Annotated in this window: 16 protein-coding genes and 1 other RNA gene; 3 read left to right on the top strand and 14 right to left on the bottom strand. The window is 49.3% G+C overall.

Annotated elements, in window-relative coordinates; genetic code table 11:
* Positions 1–5: 5 nt before the first annotated feature.
* From POF51_RS21170 to cymR, 5 genes are all read right to left on the bottom strand, one after another.
* Entirely contained in the window at positions 6–485 is a 480-nt protein-coding gene (locus POF51_RS21170; RefSeq protein WP_017247593.1) for a PRC-barrel domain-containing protein, read from the bottom strand.
* A gap of 74 nt (positions 486–559) precedes the next feature.
* Positions 560–2821, bottom strand: a complete 2262-nt coding sequence (gene recD2, locus POF51_RS21175; RefSeq protein WP_069850476.1) for an SF1B family DNA helicase RecD2 — start codon at positions 2819–2821, stop codon at positions 560–562.
* 80 nt (positions 2822–2901) lie between these two features.
* A complete protein-coding gene (locus tag POF51_RS21180; RefSeq protein ID WP_069850478.1) occupies positions 2902–4566 on the bottom strand; it encodes a methyl-accepting chemotaxis protein in 1665 nt (554 codons plus the stop codon).
* 168 nt (positions 4567–4734) lie between these two features.
* On the bottom strand, positions 4735–5880 hold the full coding sequence (locus tag POF51_RS21185; RefSeq protein WP_069850481.1) for a cysteine desulfurase family protein: 1146 nt from the start codon (positions 5878–5880) through the stop codon (positions 4735–4737).
* Between the two features lie 27 nt (positions 5881–5907).
* Positions 5908–6327, bottom strand: a complete 420-nt coding sequence (gene cymR, locus POF51_RS21190) for a cysteine metabolism transcriptional regulator CymR (protein WP_017247589.1) — start codon at positions 6325–6327, stop codon at positions 5908–5910.
* Positions 6328–6424: 97 nt separating this feature from the next.
* On the opposite strand from cymR, the gene POF51_RS21195 reads away from it, so the two are divergent.
* Positions 6425–6598: a hypothetical protein gene (locus POF51_RS21195; RefSeq protein ID WP_016739245.1), complete on the top strand. Its 174-nt coding sequence runs from the start codon at positions 6425–6427 to the stop codon at positions 6596–6598.
* Between the two features lie 16 nt (positions 6599–6614).
* Here POF51_RS21195 and POF51_RS21200 read toward each other — a convergent pair whose 3' ends face one another.
* From POF51_RS21200 to POF51_RS21230, 7 genes are all read right to left on the bottom strand, one after another.
* Complete coding sequence (locus POF51_RS21200; protein ID WP_069850483.1) at positions 6615–7973, bottom strand: AAA family ATPase; 1359 nt, start codon at positions 7971–7973, stop codon at positions 6615–6617.
* Positions 7974–7979: 6 nt separating this feature from the next.
* The gene (locus tag POF51_RS21205; protein WP_017247587.1) at positions 7980–8735 is read right to left on the bottom strand and encodes a tRNA threonylcarbamoyladenosine dehydratase; all 756 of its coding nucleotides are present in this window, start codon (positions 8733–8735) and stop codon (positions 7980–7982) included.
* Between the two features lie 93 nt (positions 8736–8828).
* A non-coding RNA gene (ssrS, locus tag POF51_RS21210) (6S RNA) lies at positions 8829–9010 on the bottom strand.
* A 50-nt stretch (positions 9011–9060) separates the two neighbouring features.
* A complete protein-coding gene (aspS, locus tag POF51_RS21215) occupies positions 9061–10851 on the bottom strand; it encodes an aspartate--tRNA ligase (RefSeq protein WP_017247586.1) in 1791 nt (596 codons plus the stop codon).
* Between the two features lie 24 nt (positions 10852–10875).
* Entirely contained in the window at positions 10876–12150 is a 1275-nt protein-coding gene (gene hisS, locus POF51_RS21220) for a histidine--tRNA ligase (protein WP_017247585.1), read from the bottom strand.
* Between the two features lie 491 nt (positions 12151–12641).
* Positions 12642–14165, bottom strand: a complete 1524-nt coding sequence (locus POF51_RS21225; RefSeq protein ID WP_271756019.1) for a coproporphyrinogen III oxidase — start codon at positions 14163–14165, stop codon at positions 12642–12644.
* A gap of 94 nt (positions 14166–14259) precedes the next feature.
* Positions 14260–14430: a hypothetical protein gene (locus tag POF51_RS21230; protein WP_017247583.1), complete on the bottom strand. Its 171-nt coding sequence runs from the start codon at positions 14428–14430 to the stop codon at positions 14260–14262.
* A 155-nt stretch (positions 14431–14585) separates the two neighbouring features.
* On the opposite strand from POF51_RS21230, the gene POF51_RS21235 reads away from it, so the two are divergent.
* Positions 14586–16475 carry an SH3 domain-containing protein gene (locus POF51_RS21235; RefSeq protein WP_271756020.1) on the top strand — a complete coding sequence of 630 codons (1890 nt, stop codon included), beginning with the start codon at positions 14586–14588 and terminating at the stop codon, positions 16473–16475.
* 239 nt (positions 16476–16714) lie between these two features.
* Positions 16715–17209 (top strand): DinB family protein, encoded by a 495-nt coding sequence (locus POF51_RS21240; RefSeq protein WP_271756178.1) that lies wholly within the window; start codon positions 16715–16717, stop codon positions 17207–17209.
* A 65-nt stretch (positions 17210–17274) separates the two neighbouring features.
* Here POF51_RS21240 and POF51_RS21245 read toward each other — a convergent pair whose 3' ends face one another.
* Positions 17275–17835, bottom strand: coding sequence for a short-chain dehydrogenase (locus POF51_RS21245; protein ID WP_271756021.1), 561 nt, complete (start codon positions 17833–17835; stop codon positions 17275–17277).
* Positions 17836–17858: 23 nt separating this feature from the next.
* Positions 17859–18296 (bottom strand): D-aminoacyl-tRNA deacylase, encoded by a 438-nt coding sequence (dtd, locus tag POF51_RS21250; protein WP_017247579.1) that lies wholly within the window; start codon positions 18294–18296, stop codon positions 17859–17861.
* Positions 18297–18323: the final 27 nt, after the last annotated feature.

Here is an 18323-nt window from a genome sequence, read left to right on the forward strand (position 1 = left end):
ACGAACTAGTCCGGCACGATCAGGTTTTCTTCCCCGACGATAACGGATGCTGGTGCAGGGAGGCGCTTTCGTCCTTCCGTAATATCTGCAAGCCAGCCATTCGATAGTTCGTACCCTACAAGTTTCTCCCAGTTGGCTGAAAAGTAAACGTCTTCCAGCCTCCCCAAACACTCTCCGGATGCGGTAATCACCGCTTTTCCTTTTAACTTCGTCTTTCCCGTCACAATGCCGACAGGCTCTAGTCCGGCGAGATGAGGTAAGGGCGTGATCGCGTCTTTTCCCGATACGGTAAGGCAGGACTCCCCGACCGCATGAATATGTTCGGTAGGAATATAGGTACCTGATTGGAACCAGCCCTGTTCGCTCAGCAAGACTCCTCGTACATGCCAAGTGGAGTCGCAAAGAATGTCGCGCACGGTTCCAATCGTCTCCCCTGTTTGAAGGCAAACAACTGGCAATCCGACTGCATCCATTGCCTTGCGCATGTGGGACATCCCCCTTCCGCCTTGTTAGTATCAGGCGAAAAGGACACGTCCATTCGGCGCAAATGGTTCCAACTTCACTCTTGCTTTAGCCGTTCCTCCAGGTAACTGTACCGTACTCCCTCCTCATCAGACTCTACAGCAGCGCGGAACGCATCCGGCTCTCCACACATGATGAGGAATGATTTGCTCCGGGTAATCCCGGTATAGACCAGCTTACGTCTGAGCATACGGTAGTAGCTTTTGACAAACGGCATGATCACAATCGGAAATTCGCTGCCTTGAGACTTATGAACCGAGCAGCAGTAGGCAAGCGTCAGCTGATGATAATCCGAACGCTTGTACACCACTTCCCTGTTATCAAAGGCAGCGACCAGCATCTCCTGGTTCTCCGCATTTTCATTCGGGAAAAAGATGGCGACGATCTCACCCATGTCACCGTTAAACACCTGTTCTTCAGCATTGTTCACCAATTGCAGAACCTTGTCTCCTGTACGGAAAGTCGTCTCACCGAAAGTAACTTCACGCTTTTGCGGCGTTTTCGGATTAAACAGCTCCTGCAATTCTTCATTCAACCGGTTCACACCGGCATTACCTTTATAGATAGGGGCTAATACCTGAACATCTTTTGCCGTATACCCTTTTTTTACGGCTCCGAAGCAAATTTGTTTCACTGCTTCCGGAACTTCTTGTGGCAAACTTGTGAAGAATCGCCGATCCGGGGTGGTGTGAAGCAAATCTGCCGGTACATTCCCCTTGCGTACATCATGGGCCAACCGAATAATGGTGGATTCTTCTGCTTGCCGATAAATTTCTGTTAGCTGTACCAAAGGTAGCAATCCAGATCGAATCATATCCAATAGGACGTTGCCTGGTCCTACGGAAGGTAACTGATCAGGGTCACCTACCATGATGATCTGCATGTCATCTGGAACCGCTCGAAACAATTGATTGGCGAGCCAGATATCAACCATGGACATTTCATCCACAATTAATAGCCGGCCACGGATTGGGTGCTCCGCATCATGCTCGAAGCTCTCCCCTTTGTAACCGAGTAAGCGATGGATAGTCATTGCAGGTAAACCCGTAGTCTCTGTCATACGTTTTGCTGCACGCCCAGTAGGAGCTACAAGTATGATCGGGAACGGATTTTCTTCGTTGTATTTTTTCAAGTCCAGAGACAATCCATGAAGCTGAGAAAAGACACGACAAATCCCTCGAATGACTGTCGTTTTCCCCGTCCCAGGCCCACCTGTGAGAAGCATCAGACCTGCTTTGATCGCCTGTTCAATGGCATCACGCTGCGTCTGGGCATATGTAATCCCCAGCTCATCCTCGACCGCCCCTAACGCACGGTAAAATTCCGATGTCGGGAACGTACCGAATTCATCCCGCGCAGCGAAGTGACGCAGTCTTTTGGCAAGACCGAGTTCGGCAAAAAACAGTGAAGGCAAATACACCCGCTCATCTTCCCAGGCAATTTTACTCGACACAAACAGGGCTTCCACTGCCAGTCGAATATCGTCTCCAGAAAAGACGTGCCCGCCGCACTCTTCGAGAAGGCGCAGTGTTTTTTCACACAGCTCCTCCACAGGCAAATAAACATGTCCCTCTGAATACGAAGCCTCCTGCAACATAAAGAGAGCTGCCGCCTTCACACGTTCTTCTGAGGAAGCATCGATTCCAGTTGCTCGTGCAATGTCATCTGCCCGCTTAAAGCCGATTCCAACGACATCTTCAATCAACCGGTAAGGCTCTTCCTTCAGTACCGTCATCGTTTCCAGCTTATAGGTCTGATAAATACGCAGCGCCATGTTCACACCAATGCCGAAGTCGTACAAGAAAACCATGGCACTTTCCAAGGAACGATGCTCGACTACTGATTCATAGATCGTTTTGGCACGTTGTTCAGAAATGCCTGGTACCTCAGCCAATCGCTCCGGGAAGTCCGCGATAATCGACAGCGCATCTACCCCAAGCTGCTCGACAATTCGTTTGGCCATCTTTTTTCCGATCCCTTGAAACAAGCCACTGGCTAAGTATCGCTCAACCCCTGCCAATGTTTTCGGTGTTTCACGTTCATAGCGCTTTGCTACGTACTGCTGGCCAAAACGAGCGTGTGTCTTCCATTCCCCGTAAAAGGTGTACAGCTCATCTGGATGTGGCCGAGGAAAATTACCGACAATAATGACCTCCGATTCTTTAATCGATTCGGTAGTCTCTTCTATCTTTAGACGGATAACTCCGTACCAGGTTTCATCATTGTAAAAAATTTCTTGAGAAACAAATCCTCGAATGTAGGTTTCCGCAAACAGCGAGATTGACTGCTGCTCGTCCATCTAAACGCCTCCTGACATAAAAACCGTTCCAGAAAGGAAAAATCCACTTCTCTTGAAAGTGGATTTCTCATATGCTCGTCTTAAATTGTAAATCGTTTTACTTGTTCTGACAACTGCTCGGCCATTTTCGCAAGTGTTTCTGATGCTGCCGTCATTTCCTCGGATGTTGCAGACTGTTCTTCGGACGCTGCTGCCACTTCCTGTGTATCTCTGGCCGCTATTTCCGCAAGTCCAGCTATTTTTTCGGAGTGACTCACTAATTGGACTGTATCGCGATGAATCCCTTGGGCTGCATCGTTCATACGATGTACTTGCTGGCTGACGTCTTGAACGGCCACCAAGATTTGCTGGAAGCTGTCTCCTGCCTGGGCCACTCCTTCGCGTCCATCCTGTATAGCGACTGCAGTCGTTCCCATTGCCGATACAGCGGCGAGAATATCTGTATGGATGGTATGAATCAAGCCTGCGATCTCTTCGGCAGCCTCACCCGATTGCTCAGCCAGCTTACGTACCTCCTGGGCAACAATCGCAAAGCCTCGTCCCTGTTCCCCCGCCCGTGCAGCCTCGATGGCGGCATTCAAAGCTAATAGATTCGTCTGGTTGGATATTTGACGAATGATCGTGATGATTCCCATGATTTGCTCGGATTGAGAGCCAAGCTCGCGGATAACCTGCTCCGTACTACGGGCATGATCCGTGATTTGATCCATTTCTTGTACGAGCTCTTGCAGCTTGCCTTCACCAACCTGTGCCAATCGATTCGCGTCTGTCGCATCAGCATTTACTTGAGAAGTCGAGGCTGCAATGAGTTGGATATCTCCACCGATGCGAGACAAAAAGCGTACTGTATCCGTCACCGTTTGTTTTTGTTGTTCGGAACCTGTAGCAATTTCCGAAGAAGCCATGGAAATCTGTTCGGAAGCACGTGCACTTTCTGTCGCACTCGCTGTTAATTCTTCCGAAGATGCCGCTACCTGCTGGGCTACTCGCTGCACCTCGTTGACCATGCTGCGAAATACCCCCATCATCTCATTGTACATCGACGATAATTCCCCAAGCTCGTCTCGGGAACGGACAGTCACTTGCGTGGTCAAATCCCCTGTCTCTGCACGCTTCATTGCCAATACCAGCTCTTTTAGCGGTCGTACCAGCTTGTTGACAATAAAAATGCCTGTGACCAGCGCTAAGGTGGCACTTATCAGGTTGAGGAGAAACATCATCGGGCGACTGCTCTCAATCGTCGTCAGCAAATCATTCTCGTAGCTGCCAATGGCTAGAATCCACCCGTTTGGCAGCTGCTTATACGCCGCCACTTTGGTAGAGCCGCCGAAGTCATATTCGATCCATCCGTTTTTTTGAGCGAGCATGATTTGCGTGAATTCTTCATTCGCCAAAGAAGTATTCTCGACTTTCGGGTCTGGATGAAAGATGGCAATTCCACTCGCATCCAAGATATAGGCGTAGCCAACCATGCCATTTGGCTTGTAATATTTTTCGGCCACCTCGCGTGTTATTTCATTAATTTTCTGTCTGTTCCCCTCATTAATCGTTGCATCTTGAGCGTATACAGCCAGCTCACGTGCCTTCATTTCCGTTATGTATTGCAAGTCAGAAACAGCCAGCTTGTATAGCGCGCTGCGTGCATTTTCAAATTGGATATAGCCGACGACCATTAATGGAAGCATGGTTAGGATTAGTATCGTAAACACCAGTTTGTAGCGAATAGAGTAGCGTCTGGGCAACATGAAAGTCCTCTCCTTATCGGATGATCCGAATTGTATAGTTCTTCAGGATTAGTACCACAGCATCATTTTACCATCCCCTTCCACAATTCACCACAAACTCCAATAAGAAACCCGCTTTTACTCAAATGAAAAAACCGCTTGGCTTATCCAAACGGCTTTCATTCTACGTTATTCGCGTACCAAGCGCTTTACAATCCCAGCAACCACTGTAGCAGCTTGTTTCGCCTCTTCCACCGTATTCGTCATTCCAAAGCTGAAACGAATAGCTGAATGCAGAATCTTCTCGTCCACGTGCATCGCTTTCAGCACGTGTGACAGCTCTAATGATCCGGATGTACAAGCTGAGCCGCTCGCTGCTGCAATTTTGGCGATATCCAGATTCATCAGCATGGTTTCTGTATGTGCACCAGGGAATGACACATTAAAAATATGTGGCAAAACCTGCTCGCTATGTCCATTCAGGCAGAACGTAATTCCTGCTTCCTGCCAGACTGCGATCATCGCTGCTTTCATCTGCTCATACTTTTCAACCCGCTCCGCCATTTCCTCGCCAGCGACCTTTGTCGCTTCGGCAAACCCAACAATCCCGGCCAGGTTTTCCGTTCCCGCTCGGCGTTTGCGCTCTTGTGAACCGCCGTGCAAAATCGGGGAAAACGGGACCTTACGCGCTACATACAAAGCGCCGACTCCTTTTGGACCATTAATTTTATGAGCGGATACCGAGAGCATATCAACCGGGAGCTTCCGTGCATGGATAGGCAGTACACCAAAAGCCTGTACGGCATCCGTATGAAAAACAATCCCTTTTTCACGCAAGAAGGTACCGATTTCCTCGATTGGCTGGATCGTTCCTACTTCGTTGTTCCCGTACATAATGGACACCAGTACCGTATCCGGACGAACCGCTTGTTTTAGGTCTTCCAAGCGGACCATGCCTATCTGGTCAACAGGCAAGTACGTCACTTCAAATCCAGCCTGCTCCAAAAATTCACAAGCATGCAAGACTGCATGGTGCTCGATTTGCGAAGTAATGACGTGACGACCACGTTCGCGCTGTGCCATTGCTGCGCCGATGATTGCCATATTGTCCGCTTCTGTCCCGCCACTCGTAAAGATGAGCGATTGTGGATCAGCATCCATAAAGTCGGCAATCGTGTCTCTCGCATGCTCCAACGCTTTTCGCGCTTCGCGACCTGCACCATGGACACTGGATGGATTCCCGAATACTTGAGTCAAATAGGGAGTCATTGCAGCAACTACACGCGGATGTACCGGCGTAGTCGCTGCGTGGTCAAAATACATTAGATCTGACACTGCTGTCACCTTCTACCAACTTATATTCTAGATATAAAACATATAATTATCGGCAGGACCATCGTCTTCAAAGCTGATCAAGTCCTGAAGGGAAGTCGAATCCAGAACAGCAGAAATACTATCCCGAATACGCAGCCACAAAAAACGCTTAGCCGGGTCTTCTTCCTCTGCAAATTCCACAGGGCTGATCGGTCCTTCCAGCACGCGAATCACATCACCAGCAGAAATCTCATCTGGCTGCTTTGCCAGAACGTAACCGCCATATGCGCCACGAATGCTCTTTACCAAACCCGCGTTACGCAGAGGTGCAATCAATTGCTCCAAATAATGCTCAGACAAATCGTGTTTCTGGGCGATGCTCCTCAGTGAAGTCGGCCCTTCTCCGCAACGGTTGGCCAATTCCATCATGATCGTCAGCCCGTAACGTCCTTTCGTCGAAATCTTCACGTTAACAACTCTCCTCTTTGTATCGGTAATACGCGCCCGCCCCCTACATGTCTTCTGTATCGTGGGACACACTAACATCTTAGGGGGTGATATGCAGATGACAACGAACAAACGCTCGGAACGAGGTCCCAACCACCCGTCCGAAACCTTGTACGACCAACCCGCAGGCACGATTGCTCACAAAGCCCGTTACGGAGCGAGTGAGCAGAGCAAACAACCGAATGAAAACGGTGACTTGCCCAATAAACCAGGCGGAAACGTCCGCACGTAAATGTTAGCTCCCCCTATTATTCGGGGGAGTTTTTCCTTGGCAATCCACGTCCATCCATCTTCTGTCTTTCTTCCTGGAAACGGCGAATGTGACGCTCATAGCCGTGATCCTTTGGCTGGTAGAACGAGTAGTTTACACCGTCAGGCAGATACTGTTGAGGTACATACCCATATGGATAGTTATGCGGATACAGATATCCCTGACCGTGTCCCAGCTTCGCAGCTCCCTTATAAGCAGAATCTCGCAGATGAATCGGTACTTGCTTGTGACCATCCGTTCGGATACGATCCAACGCAGAATTAATTCCGTTGTAAGCGGCATTGCTTTTGGGGGCAGTTGCCAGGTACGTCGTCGCTTGTGCTAAAGGGATACGCCCTTCAGGCATCCCCACCAATTCTACCGCCTGAAAGCAGGACATCGCAACTGTGATCGCTTGCGGGTCTGCATTGCCGATGTCCTCTGAAGCCGAAATGACCAAACGGCGAGAAATGAACCGCGGATCTTCTCCGGCATCGATCATTCTCGCCAACCAGTAAAGAGCTGCGTCCGGATCAGAACCACGAATGGATTTAATAAAAGCGGAGATCGTGTCGTAATGGTTGTCCCCACTCTTATCGTAGCGTACAGCCCTGCGTTGAATGGATTCTACTGCGACGTCCAGCGTCACCGTAATTCGTCCATCCGCTCCTGGTTGCGTCGTTGTCACTGCCAGTTCCAATGCGTTCAGCAAACGTCTGGCATCCCCTTCCGCGTATTGAACCAAATGCTCTGCCGCTTCCGGTTCTACGGTGACAAATAGCTCCGCCAATCCGTTTTCTTCATCAGTAAGCGCCCGATCCATGACCTGCTTCAATTCCTCATGAGAAAGCGATTGAAGGGAAAACACTTGTGAACGCGACAAAAGCGCCGGATTCACCTCGAAAAAAGGATTCTCCGTCGTAGCGCCGATCAAAATGATCGTGCCTTCCTCCACATAAGGAAGAAGGGCGTCCTGTTGCGACTTATTAAAACGGTGAATCTCGTCTACGAACAACGTTGTCCGCTGACTGTCCATGACGAGCCGCTCCTTTGCCGCATCTACCACTTTGCGGATGTCAGCAACACCGGCCGTAACGGCATTTAACTCGGAGAAATGCGTACGTGTGGTCCGGGCAATGACTTTTGCGAGCGTTGTTTTCCCTGTACCAGGAGGTCCGTAAAAAATAACAGAGGACACTTGATCTGCTTCAATCGCGCGTCGGAGCAGCTTTCCAGGAGCCAAAATATGCGATTGCCCGATTACATCTTGAATCGTTTGCGGCCGCATCCGTGCAGCCAATGGCTTCTGTTTGCCGCCACCCTGCTGGTCGTAGGCAAACGTGAATAAATCATCCATGTTCCACTATCCTTTTACAGGCTGCCACTCCAAAATATCTCTTGCCACTACACTGGCCAAAATTAAACCAGCCACAGAAGGCACGAAAGCATTGCTTGCTGGAGGCATCCGCACTTTGCTAATCGGTGAATTCGGGTTGGAAACGATCTGTTCGCGTACATCTACACGTACGGTTACGGGAATCTCACGGGAATATACCACTTTTACCCCTTTGTAGATACCGCTTTTCCGCAGCTCACGACGAATGACCTTTGCAATCGGATCATAACTTGTTTGGGAAATATCGGCAACCTCAAAACGGGTCGGATCCATTTTGTTGGCCGCACCCATGCTAGAAATAATAGGGATATTGCGACGCTTCGCTTCTTTAATCACATGGAGCTTCGCGGACATGGTGTCCATGGCATCCACGATGTAATCCAGTTCATGCTCAAACAGCGCATCCGCTGTTTCTTCATTGTAGAACATATTGAGAGTTACGACCTCGCACTCAGGATTGATCGTCGCAATACGCTCCTTCATGAGCTCAGCCTTTTTTTGACCGACTGTGTTCAGCGTCGCATGGATTTGGCGGTTGATGTTCGTGATATCTACTACATCCTTATCTACCAAAACGAGCTTGCCTACACCTGTACGAGCGAGTGCTTCTACTGTAAAGGAACCGACTCCGCCAATTCCTAATACAGCAACGCGGCTATTTTTCATTTTTTCCAAACCTTCGGGACCGAAGGCCAATTCACAACGAGAAAATTGATGAAGCATATTTCGTGTCACCTTTCATTCGCAAGCGAGATTATTAGGGTTGTTCAACACGCACTTATAGTCAATCGGAAAAGTAGGATTGAAGTAGAAAAAAGGAGCCCCATTATGCCGTGTTGCTCCTTAGTTTTGAACCTGCTCATCGCAGGTGGGTGTCTTGCCGAACTGTTACAGACGTCCACTCTAAGGAGGCATGCCTTTACAATCACGGACGAAAAACTCCCTAAACAAACTTTGTGGCTCAAAACTATCGGATGTCACGAGCATAGCAGGGCTTTCATCATAGTATTACCAATGTATCAAAGAGCAATGCAGTTGCGCAAGTCGATTACGCTTCTACCTTTTCTTCTTCTGTGACAATTGTTGCAATGGACAGCTCTTTCAATTGTTTTCCGTCTACTACATCTGGAGCGTTTACCATCAGGTCGCTCGCACTTGCTGTTTTCGGGAATGCGATGACTTCGCGCAGGTTAGTGCGACCAGCCAAGAGCATGATCAGACGGTCCAAGCCAAGAGCGATTCCACCGTGTGGAGGTGTACCGTATTCGAATGCATCCATGAGGAAGCCGAATTGTTTACGTGCCTCTTCTGGTGAGAAGCCAAGTGCGGTAAACATTTTTTCTTGCACTTCGCGCTTGAAGATCCGCATGGAACCTCCGCCGAGCTCGTATCCGTTGAGAACCATGTCGTACGCTTGTGCGCGCATTTGACCTGGATCGGTGTCGAACAGGTGCAGATCTTCGTCTTTTGGACGAGTAAACGGATGGTGCAGGGCAACGTAGCGTTTTGCATCCTCATCCCACTCAACCAGCGGGAAGTCTACTACCCAGAGGAATGCGAACTTACTTTGGTCAATTAGGCCAAGTTCAGCACCCAGCTTGGAACGAAGGGCACCCAGTGCATCTGCTACTACTTTTGGTTTGTCAGCAACGAACAGGAGCAAGTCGCCTTCTTCTACCGCCAAGCGTGCTTTCATCTCGTTGATTTCTTCTTCTTTAAAGAACTTCGCAATTGGCCCTTTGATCTCGCCGTCTTTGAAGCCAATCCAAGCCAAGCCTTTCGCGCCATAACGGGAAGCGAATTTGCCCAGGTCGTCTGCTTCTTTACGGGAGTAGTGTCCGCAACCTTTTGCGTTGATCGCTTTTACTTGTCCGCCGCCAGCTACAGCTGCTGCAAACACCTTGAAGTCGCTTGTCGCAACCAGATCAGATACGTCTGTCAGCTCCATGCCGAAGCGTACGTCTGGTTTGTCAGAACCGTAACGCGCCATTGCATCCGCATACGTGAGACGAGGGAATGGAGTCGGTACGTCTACACCAACCGTTTGCTTAAATACGTGAGCAACCATCTTTTCCATCATCGGCAGGATCTCTTCCATAGACAGGAAAGAGGTCTCAATGTCGATTTGGGTAAATTCAGGCTGACGGTCAGCACGCAGGTCTTCGTCACGGAAGCAACGAGCGATTTGGTAGTAGCGCTCCAAACCGGATACCATCAAAAGCTGTTTGAACAGCTGTGGTGATTGTGGCAGCGCGTAGAACTCGCCTGGATGTACACGGGAAGGCACGAGGTAGTCACGTGCGCCCTCAGGCGTGCTCTTCTGGAGAATTGGTGTTTCGATTTCCAGGAAGTTGTTTTCATCCAGGTAGTCACGGAACGCTTTCGCTGCTTTGCTGCGCAAAATCAGGGAGCGCTGCATTTCTGGACGGCGCAAGTCCAGGTAGCGGTATTTCAGACGAACTTGTTCATCTACATCGATCTCGTCTTCAATCAAGAACGGAGGCGTTTTTGCATCGTTCAAGATTTCGATTTCAGAGATGTGCACTTCTACTTCGCCGGTTTTCAGCTTCGGATTGATTGCTTCTGGTGCACGGTTTACAACTTTCCCTTTTACAACCAGTACGTATTCGCTACGCACTTTGTCAGCCGCTTCCCAAGCTTCTTTGTTGTACTCCGGGTTGAATACGATTTGGACGATGCCTGTGCGGTCACGGAAGTCGATGAAGATTACGCCCCCGAGGTCGCGACGCTTTTGTACCCATCCGTTCAGTACGACTTCTTGCCCAACGTGTGCTGTTGTTACTTCTCCACCATGTACGGTGCGATATTGCCAAGACATGATCATTTCCCCCAACGATTTGTTTTATTGATTTGCTTTTGCAGCGAGTACCGAAACGAGTTCCTCGCGTTTCACTTCTTGTTGCTCGCCTGTTGCCATTTCCTTTAGAACAACCGTGCCATTCGTTAATTCAGACTCGCCGATGATCGCCGTAAAACGAGCCTGTAGACGATCTGCTTGCTTCAACTGTGCTTTCATTTTCCGATCCAGATAATCCAGCTCAGCCGCAATCCCAGCTTGGCGCAATTGGTCGACGAGAACAAAAGCTGTTGTTTTCGCTTCTGGTGTCTGCACCACTACGAAGCAATCGATGCCACCCGAGATCGGCAGTTGAACACCTTGCTTTTCCAGAGCCAACAGCAGACGCTCGATACTGAGTGCGAAGCCGATGCCCGGCATATCGTCGCCGCCCAGCTCTGCAACCAGTCCGTTGTAGCGCCCACCGCCACAAAGCGTTTCTACCGCACCGATCTCTGCCATTTTGATTTCAAATGCGGTCAGTGTGTAGTAGTCCAAGCCGCGAACCAGACGCGGATTTACATGAAACGGAATATCCAGTGCGGTCAAGTAGTTTTGTACGGCTTCGAAATGTGTCGCGGATTCTTCGCTCAAGTAGTCCAAAATGGACGGAGCATCCATCGTCAGTGTTTTGCATTTTTCATTTTTGCAATCGAGCACGCGGAGCGGGTTGCGATCGATACGAGATTGGCAATCCTCGCACAGCTCAGAGCGAACACCGTTCAAGTGTGCGAGCAAATGCTCCCGGTGACGCGCCCGGTCTTCTACCGTACCTACGCTGTTCAATTCCACAGAAAGTCCTGTCAATCCGAGCTCCTGATACAGACGAATTGCAAGGCCAATGACTTCTGCATCGATCGCTGGATCGCTTGAACCGATCGCTTCTGCACCGAATTGGACGAATTGGCGATAGCGGCCTGCTTGCGGACGCTCGTGACGGAACATCGGCCCCAGGTAGTACAGCTTGGTAGGCTGATTAGGCACACCGTACAGCTTGTTTTCCACGTAGGAGCGAACAACACCCGCTGTCCCTTCTGGACGCAGCGTGAGAGCGTCCGTACTGCGCGGATTGGCTACACTGTACATTTCTTTTTCCACGATATCCGTGGTCTCGCCTACACCCCGTTGGAACAACTCTGTGCTCTCAAACAGCGGCGTACGAATTTCCGCGTAATTGGAGCGGCGACACAGATCGCGGGCCTTGGCCTCCACGTAGTGCCACAGCTCTACAGTACCAGGCATGATATCCTGCGTACCGCGTGGGATCTGGATTCTTGTCATTCCTCTCGAACCTCCATGTCTTTTCAAAAACTCGGGCTAACGCCAAACCTTCAGGATCAAGGAACCTTTATTTTTGACCAAATAAAAAAGTCCCTCGTCTCCTGACATTTAGCAAATCGCCGCATGTCAGGGACGAGAGACTGGTTATACTCCCGTGGTGCCACCCTGTTTGAATAGCCTTACAATCACAAAAGGCTATCCCACTTATTAGCCGTTAACGCCGGCACACGCCTGCCAGTTACTGGGGAAAGAGATTTCTTTCAGCCGTTCACTGCGGTCTTCAGGGATGTCATTCACCAAGCCGTTATACGAAAGCACTCTCAGCCACGGCGCTTTCTCTCTGGGCATCCGGTTCCTGGATACTTGTTCCCGTCATCAGATCATTTCTTATTCAATAAAAAAGCTTAATGTGAATCATAGCAAACCCGCCAACTGCCGTCAACAGGCGCTCGAATAAAACTTTTTTTATTAATCAACAGTATATCCATCACTTACTTGCCAGATACCTGTCCAGCCGTTTTCGCACCCGAATAGATTTGATCCAAATCACGAAGCTTGTTTTCAACCAGAACCTTGTATGTGTCATTGTACGTTTTTGGGTCCTTTGGATTCGGAAAGCGAGTCAGCTTGCCGCTTCCTGGAGCCATCAGCTTGGATACGGCACCACAGCCGAAACCAAGGATGGTTTGTACCTCTTCCATGATCATGATGTTGTAGATGCTCTCCTGCCCTGGCTTGGCATATCCGACATTCTCCAAATTTCCCAAAATGTTTTTTTGCCGATACAAATAGTACGGGTCATAGCCGTTCGCCGCTGTCCACTCGGAAGCCATCTCCATCATCTTACTAATTTCTTCGCGACTGGCGACCTTGTAGCGGTCTTTGTTCTGCGTCATCTCAGATGCTCTCTTGAAAGACAGCGTATGCACCGTCAGCGAGGCAGGCATTAGCTTTTCTACCTCTTGGAGGCTGTGCGCCAGCTCGGCTACGCCTTCATTTGGCAGCCCGATGATCAGGTCCATATTAATATTAGTCAAGCCCATCTCCATAGCCAGATGGTATTTCTCAATCGTCTCTTCGACGGTGTGATGACGTCCGATTGCCTGGAGCGTCTCCTGCGTGAACGACTGTGGATTAATGCTGATCCGATCCACTTCCCACTGCTTCATCACATCAAGCTTTTCACGTGTAATCGTGTCGGGTCTTCCCGCCTCAACCGTCAACTCACGCACCTCTCCCATGTGTGGAAAAGAGTGATGCATCGTCTCAAACAGCTGGTTCATGTCATCTGCGGTAATACTCGTAGGGGTTCCGCCACCGAAATAAATGGATGTGATCCGTTGGTCATTCGCGCGAAGCCACTCTCCCATTCGCTCCATCTCGTAATGGAGACCTTCGAGAAACGGATTAACCGAAGCCGTATGACTGCGAATCGCGTAAGCAGGAAACGTACAGTACGCACACTTCGTCGGACAAAATGGGATGCCGATATACACAGACAGTTCGCGATCAATTTGATACAAGTCAGGCACGACGTAGAGCTGCTTGTCTACGATTTCTTGCAAAAGCTTTAGCTTGTATGAACGCAAAATCACATCCTGCTGCAATCGCTTATGTGCTTCCTGTCTGTCTACACCAGCGGCGTTCAACTGGTGCAGCAGTTTCGTCGGGCGTATCCCGGTCAAAATACCCCAGCCTTGCTCCTTGCCCGTGTATTCTTCCAACATCAATAACAGCGCATAGCAAAGAGCTTGCTTGGCCGTCTTTTTCATCGCTTTTTCATCACGTGCTACGTAGTCTCGCTCCACCTGATGAGAGATGCTTCGTTTGCCATCGCATAACTCTCCCGAAGCTACGACTCCATTTTCATGCACGGTCAATACCAGCTTGATTTTCAAATCAGCCTCACCTGTCCACTCCGGCACAAAAGTGAGCGCTGGATCTTCGTAAAATAACGCGAGAATTAAGGAGAGTTCCCGCTCGAATGCGTGTCCCTCACATACGATCTGTATCATGGAGTTCACCTGCTTTTTTCAAAAATGCCACTCCTCATCATAGCCGACGAGAATTACTCGGGTCAACTAGACAAGTTGTGGCATCATGTGCAAGTCATCGCCGTTTTTGTCGTGGATGTTGGATATCCCGCAAGCCTGGATGAAAATCTTGGGCCATTTCTACATTTTGTAGTGACATTTCTTTCTCCAAATCGTCTTGAAAATCAACAGACAAAAACTGCCGATTCAATCCTTGCGCGAATGTTTCCTTCTTTGACTGTCTCACGATGAATTCCTCCTGAAAAGCTGCGTGTGCTAGCGTCTAGTAAAATCTAGTATTGCCTTGCCTGCCAAAAAGCAATCAGGGAAGCCATGCAGAACTTTGTCGTTTTTTGCAGGAAAAAGCAGGAGAAATAGCGAAGTGATTATTTTGGTAAAAACATGCAAAATCACAAGGAATTCAAGAAGCTACTTATTTCGGAAAGGATGTCTATCGTGTTTGTTCGTCAAAAGATCCTGAGGAGTCTCCTGACTGTCGTCTGTGCCATTTCCCTCCCCGTTTCTGCAGCTTGGGCCGCCGGTTCTGTTCAGGTCACCGTGGACAAGCTCAATGTCCGTTCAGGTCCTAGCCTCCAAGAGGCTATTGTCACTACACTGCCGAACAAAACTGTGCTGCCTGTCATCTCCACCAAAAATGACTGGATTCAGGTAAAGCTTCCGAACGGCCAAAACGGTTGGGTAGCGAACTGGCTCGTCAGCACACAGCAGCAGCAACAGAAACCAGCAACTGCATCTGCCAAGCAAGTAGAGAGCACCACGACGAATGTCAATGTTCGTTCTGGACCCGGTCAGACATATGCAGTCGTACAAACAATTAATCCAGGTACGCGCTACCCCATCGTGCAAAAGAGTGGCGAATGGATCCAAATTCAACTCAACGCAGGAACAAAAGGCTGGGTCGCAAACTGGCTTGTAAAAGAAGTAGGTACGGGACAAGCAGTTACTCCTCCCTCTACTGGTAGCACACCCCCAACAACCAATCCTGCGGGGACAGGCTCACAACCGAAGCCTCCCGCCGTACAAGGAGCCAGCCTCACCTTGGACTTCGCTCCGTACGTATACGCCACACCAGATGCCAGTACACCTGCTATCGGTCAACTACATGCGGGCGAGAAAATCACGGTCTTGAACAGACAAAATGGTTGGATTCAATTCCCATACGATGGAGTCAACGCTTGGCTCTCCACCGATCAAACCAACCCGGACACAGGTCAACCGACTCTGCCCGAAAATGGAAATGGAAGCACGAAACCTCAGACTGGGCAACCATCTTCTTCGAGTCAAACCGCCACAGTAAAAACGGACGGATTGAATCTGCGCAGTGAACCGAACACAACGAGTGCTATTCAAGCTACACTTCCAGTCGGAGACAAGCTGACTGTTTTGGAAAAACAAGGAGACTGGTACCGCGTCAACACGGCAGCCGGAAAAACTGGCTGGGTGGCAGGCTGGCACATTTCGGTGAACCAACCAAGCATGCCTACTCCGAGTGGCCCATACGTGACGATCATAAATCCAGATACCAATGTTCGTTCTGGTCCGAGTACTGATCACGATATTATCAAACAGGTGCAGCCTGGTGAGAAATACGGAATTGCCAATAAATCAGGCGAGTGGTTCCAAGTAAACTTCCTTGACGGCTCCACAGGCTACATTGCAGGCTGGCTTGTTTCAGCTAATGGTGCGCCAGCAGTGGTACGCAGTAATGATCTTGCCGGCAAAGTCATCGTCGTCGACGCTGGTCATGGTGGTACAGATGGTGGCTCGACTGGCTCCAGCTTCTCTACTTTAGAGAAAACAGTCAATCTGCAAGTATCTCTGCTCCTGCGCAACAAGTTGGAAGCAGCAGGCGCCAAAGTCATCATGACACGGGCTGATGATCGCAAGCTGACTCTGCAACAGCGCGTCGACATTGCGATTCAAAATCAGGCTCATATTTTTGTCAGCGTTCATCACAATACGCATCCAAACTCAGCAACGAATGGCTCGATTATTTTCTACTACAGCCAAGGTAACTCTAGCAAGCTCGCCTCCCTAGTTCAAACGGAACTGGTGAAAGCGACGAGCTACAAGGATATGAATTATCGTTACGGAAACTATTTCGTTCTACGCGAAAACCCGGTGCCGTCCATTTTGGCCGAGATCTCCTTCTTATCCAACTACAACGATGAGATTCGCGCACGTTCCGAGAAACAACAGGATCTTGCCGCAGAAGGTCTATTCAAAGGGATTGTCCAGTACTTTAATACACAAAGCAATCAGGGAGGCTGATCCCTCTCTGACAAAAACCCCCATGCGAAAGAAGCTGCTCAAGCTCTCTCCTATGGGGGTTTCTTTTATGGCGCATCCGATCGCATCAAGGCAAGGTAAGCAGGAATTCCAAAAGGATTTGCGAATATCATAAGGCATCGAAAGGAGTGATGACGGATGAAAAACAATCACAATATCAACAAACGCACGGTATGGACGCAGGTGATCACAAGTTAACCTTTGAGGATGGAGTGATTTCTATTAAAACCATGTTTGAGTACAATTGGATGGTTCGCGAAGAATGGCTGAAATGGTGTGAGGATGTTCCGATGGAAGAATTGCTTCGTCCGCGCATCGGGGGTGTCGGGGGTATTTTGCACACATTGTTCCATGTTATTGATGTAGAGTGGAGCTGGATTCAAGTCATGCTGGGAAGGCCGGATTTTCAAGAAAGCTTCGATCTTCACAACCGGTTGGAAAAGGTTCGTGAGCTGGAGGCGACTTTTCGCCCGGATGTGCTTCAATTTTTGCGCAATTGGGATGAAAGTATGGAAACAAGAGCCTTTCAGGATACGAAGCCAGACGGCAGCATCGATACATACACATGGGGTGAAATTATGCGACACATGATCGCTCATGAAATCCACCATGTCGGACAGCTATCGATTTGGGCACGAGAAATCGGGAAAAAGCCGATTTCCGCAAACCTGATCGGCAAAAATCTGATTCTTCCTTCAACCAATTTCATTCACTGACCCGAATCAGTACTGAAACGACAAAAACGATTGCATTCGGCAATCGTTTTTTGTTGTTGACTTCGCTATATGGATGAATAAGCCGGGCGTTTTTCCCACGGCTCGACCTGACCGACGATGATTTGCCGCTCTTTTGCTTGCAGAGCGTCAATCACCCCAGCTGCAATTTCATCATTTGTCAGCCAGCGTGCATGCTCACCTGCACATGTAAAACCGAGGATAACCCGTCGGTACATACAGAATTCCGATCTAGGCTCTGTCATTGGATTTTTCCAAGCAGCGCTCCCACACACATGCAGCAATTGCCAGCGTTTCTCAGGACGCGACAGTTCTTCTACGATCACAGGCAGTGCATGCGGCGCAGTCGAATGAATCCACGCGACAACCACATCCATCGGCCCTCTCTTCTCTACTAGATCGGCGATAGCCTGACGCAAGCTGTCTGTCTGGTGGTAGTCTTGCGATAGCAAATGAATCGACTCTGGATGAGTTGAACCGTCTCTGACACTTCTTAATTTGACTGGATCACGACCAAGCACGGTTACTTGATAATCTTGGTGAGCCAGCCATCGGGAGACCTCTGTAAGCATGCCACTCGCACCTATTACCAATGCTTCTTGCGCCATGTTTCCCCCCCTGATGGTTGTAATTACGATTCCACAATCAGTGTAACAGGACCATCGTTTAACAGACGCACGTCCATCATTGCGCCAAAACGTCCTGTTTCCACCTGGAGCCCTTTTTCACGCAGCTTGGCATTAAACAGCTCGTACAGCGGTTCAGCTTGCTCTGGTCGTGCGGCAGCCATGAAGTTCGGTCGTCTGCCCTTTCTGCAATCGCCATACAGCGTAAATTGGGATACGGACAAAATTTGACCACCCTTATCTAATACAGAGAAGTTCATTTTGCCTTCCTCGTCTTCAAAAATGCGCAAGTTCGCAATTTTGTCTGCGACAAATTCTACTTCTTTTTCTGTGTCTTCATGCGTAATTCCTACGAGCAGCATTAAGCCGTGATCAATTTGTCCGACGACTTCACCTGCTACGGTAACACTCGCTTCTCTTGTTCTTTGTACGACAATCCTCACACTGACTCATCCTTTCTGTTATGTAAA

The organism is Brevibacillus sp. AG (genome assembly GCF_028369215.1).
GTDB lineage: Bacteria > Bacillota > Bacilli > Brevibacillales > Brevibacillaceae > Brevibacillus > Brevibacillus porteri.

Bases quoted from the DNA above. Each gene is read 5' to 3' on its own strand.
- POF51_RS21170 (WP_017247593.1), bottom strand. From the start codon at position 485: ATGCGCAAGGCAATGGATGCAGTCGGATTGCCAGTTGTTTGCCTTCAA.
- recD2 (WP_069850476.1), bottom strand. From the start codon at position 2,821: ATGGACGAGCAGCAGTCAATCTCGCTGTTTGCGGAAACCTACATTCGA.
- POF51_RS21180 (WP_069850478.1), bottom strand. From the start codon at position 4,566: ATGTTGCCCAGACGCTACTCTATTCGCTACAAACTGGTGTTTACGATA.
- POF51_RS21195 (WP_016739245.1), top strand. From the start codon at position 6,425: ATGACAACGAACAAACGCTCGGAACGAGGTCCCAACCACCCGTCCGAA.
- POF51_RS21200 (WP_069850483.1), bottom strand. From the start codon at position 7,973: ATGGATGATTTATTCACGTTTGCCTACGACCAGCAGGGTGGCGGCAAA.
- POF51_RS21205 (WP_017247587.1), bottom strand. From the start codon at position 8,735: ATGCTTCATCAATTTTCTCGTTGTGAATTGGCCTTCGGTCCCGAAGGT.
- aspS (WP_017247586.1), bottom strand. From the start codon at position 10,851: ATGTCTTGGCAATATCGCACCGTACATGGTGGAGAAGTAACAACAGCA.
- hisS (WP_017247585.1), bottom strand. From the start codon at position 12,150: ATGACAAGAATCCAGATCCCACGCGGTACGCAGGATATCATGCCTGGT.
- POF51_RS21225 (WP_271756019.1), bottom strand. From the start codon at position 14,165: ATGATACAGATCGTATGTGAGGGACACGCATTCGAGCGGGAACTCTCC.
- POF51_RS21235 (WP_271756020.1), top strand. From the start codon at position 14,586: ATGCAAAATCACAAGGAATTCAAGAAGCTACTTATTTCGGAAAGGATG.
- POF51_RS21245 (WP_271756021.1), bottom strand. From the start codon at position 17,835: ATGGCGCAAGAAGCATTGGTAATAGGTGCGAGTGGCATGCTTACAGAG.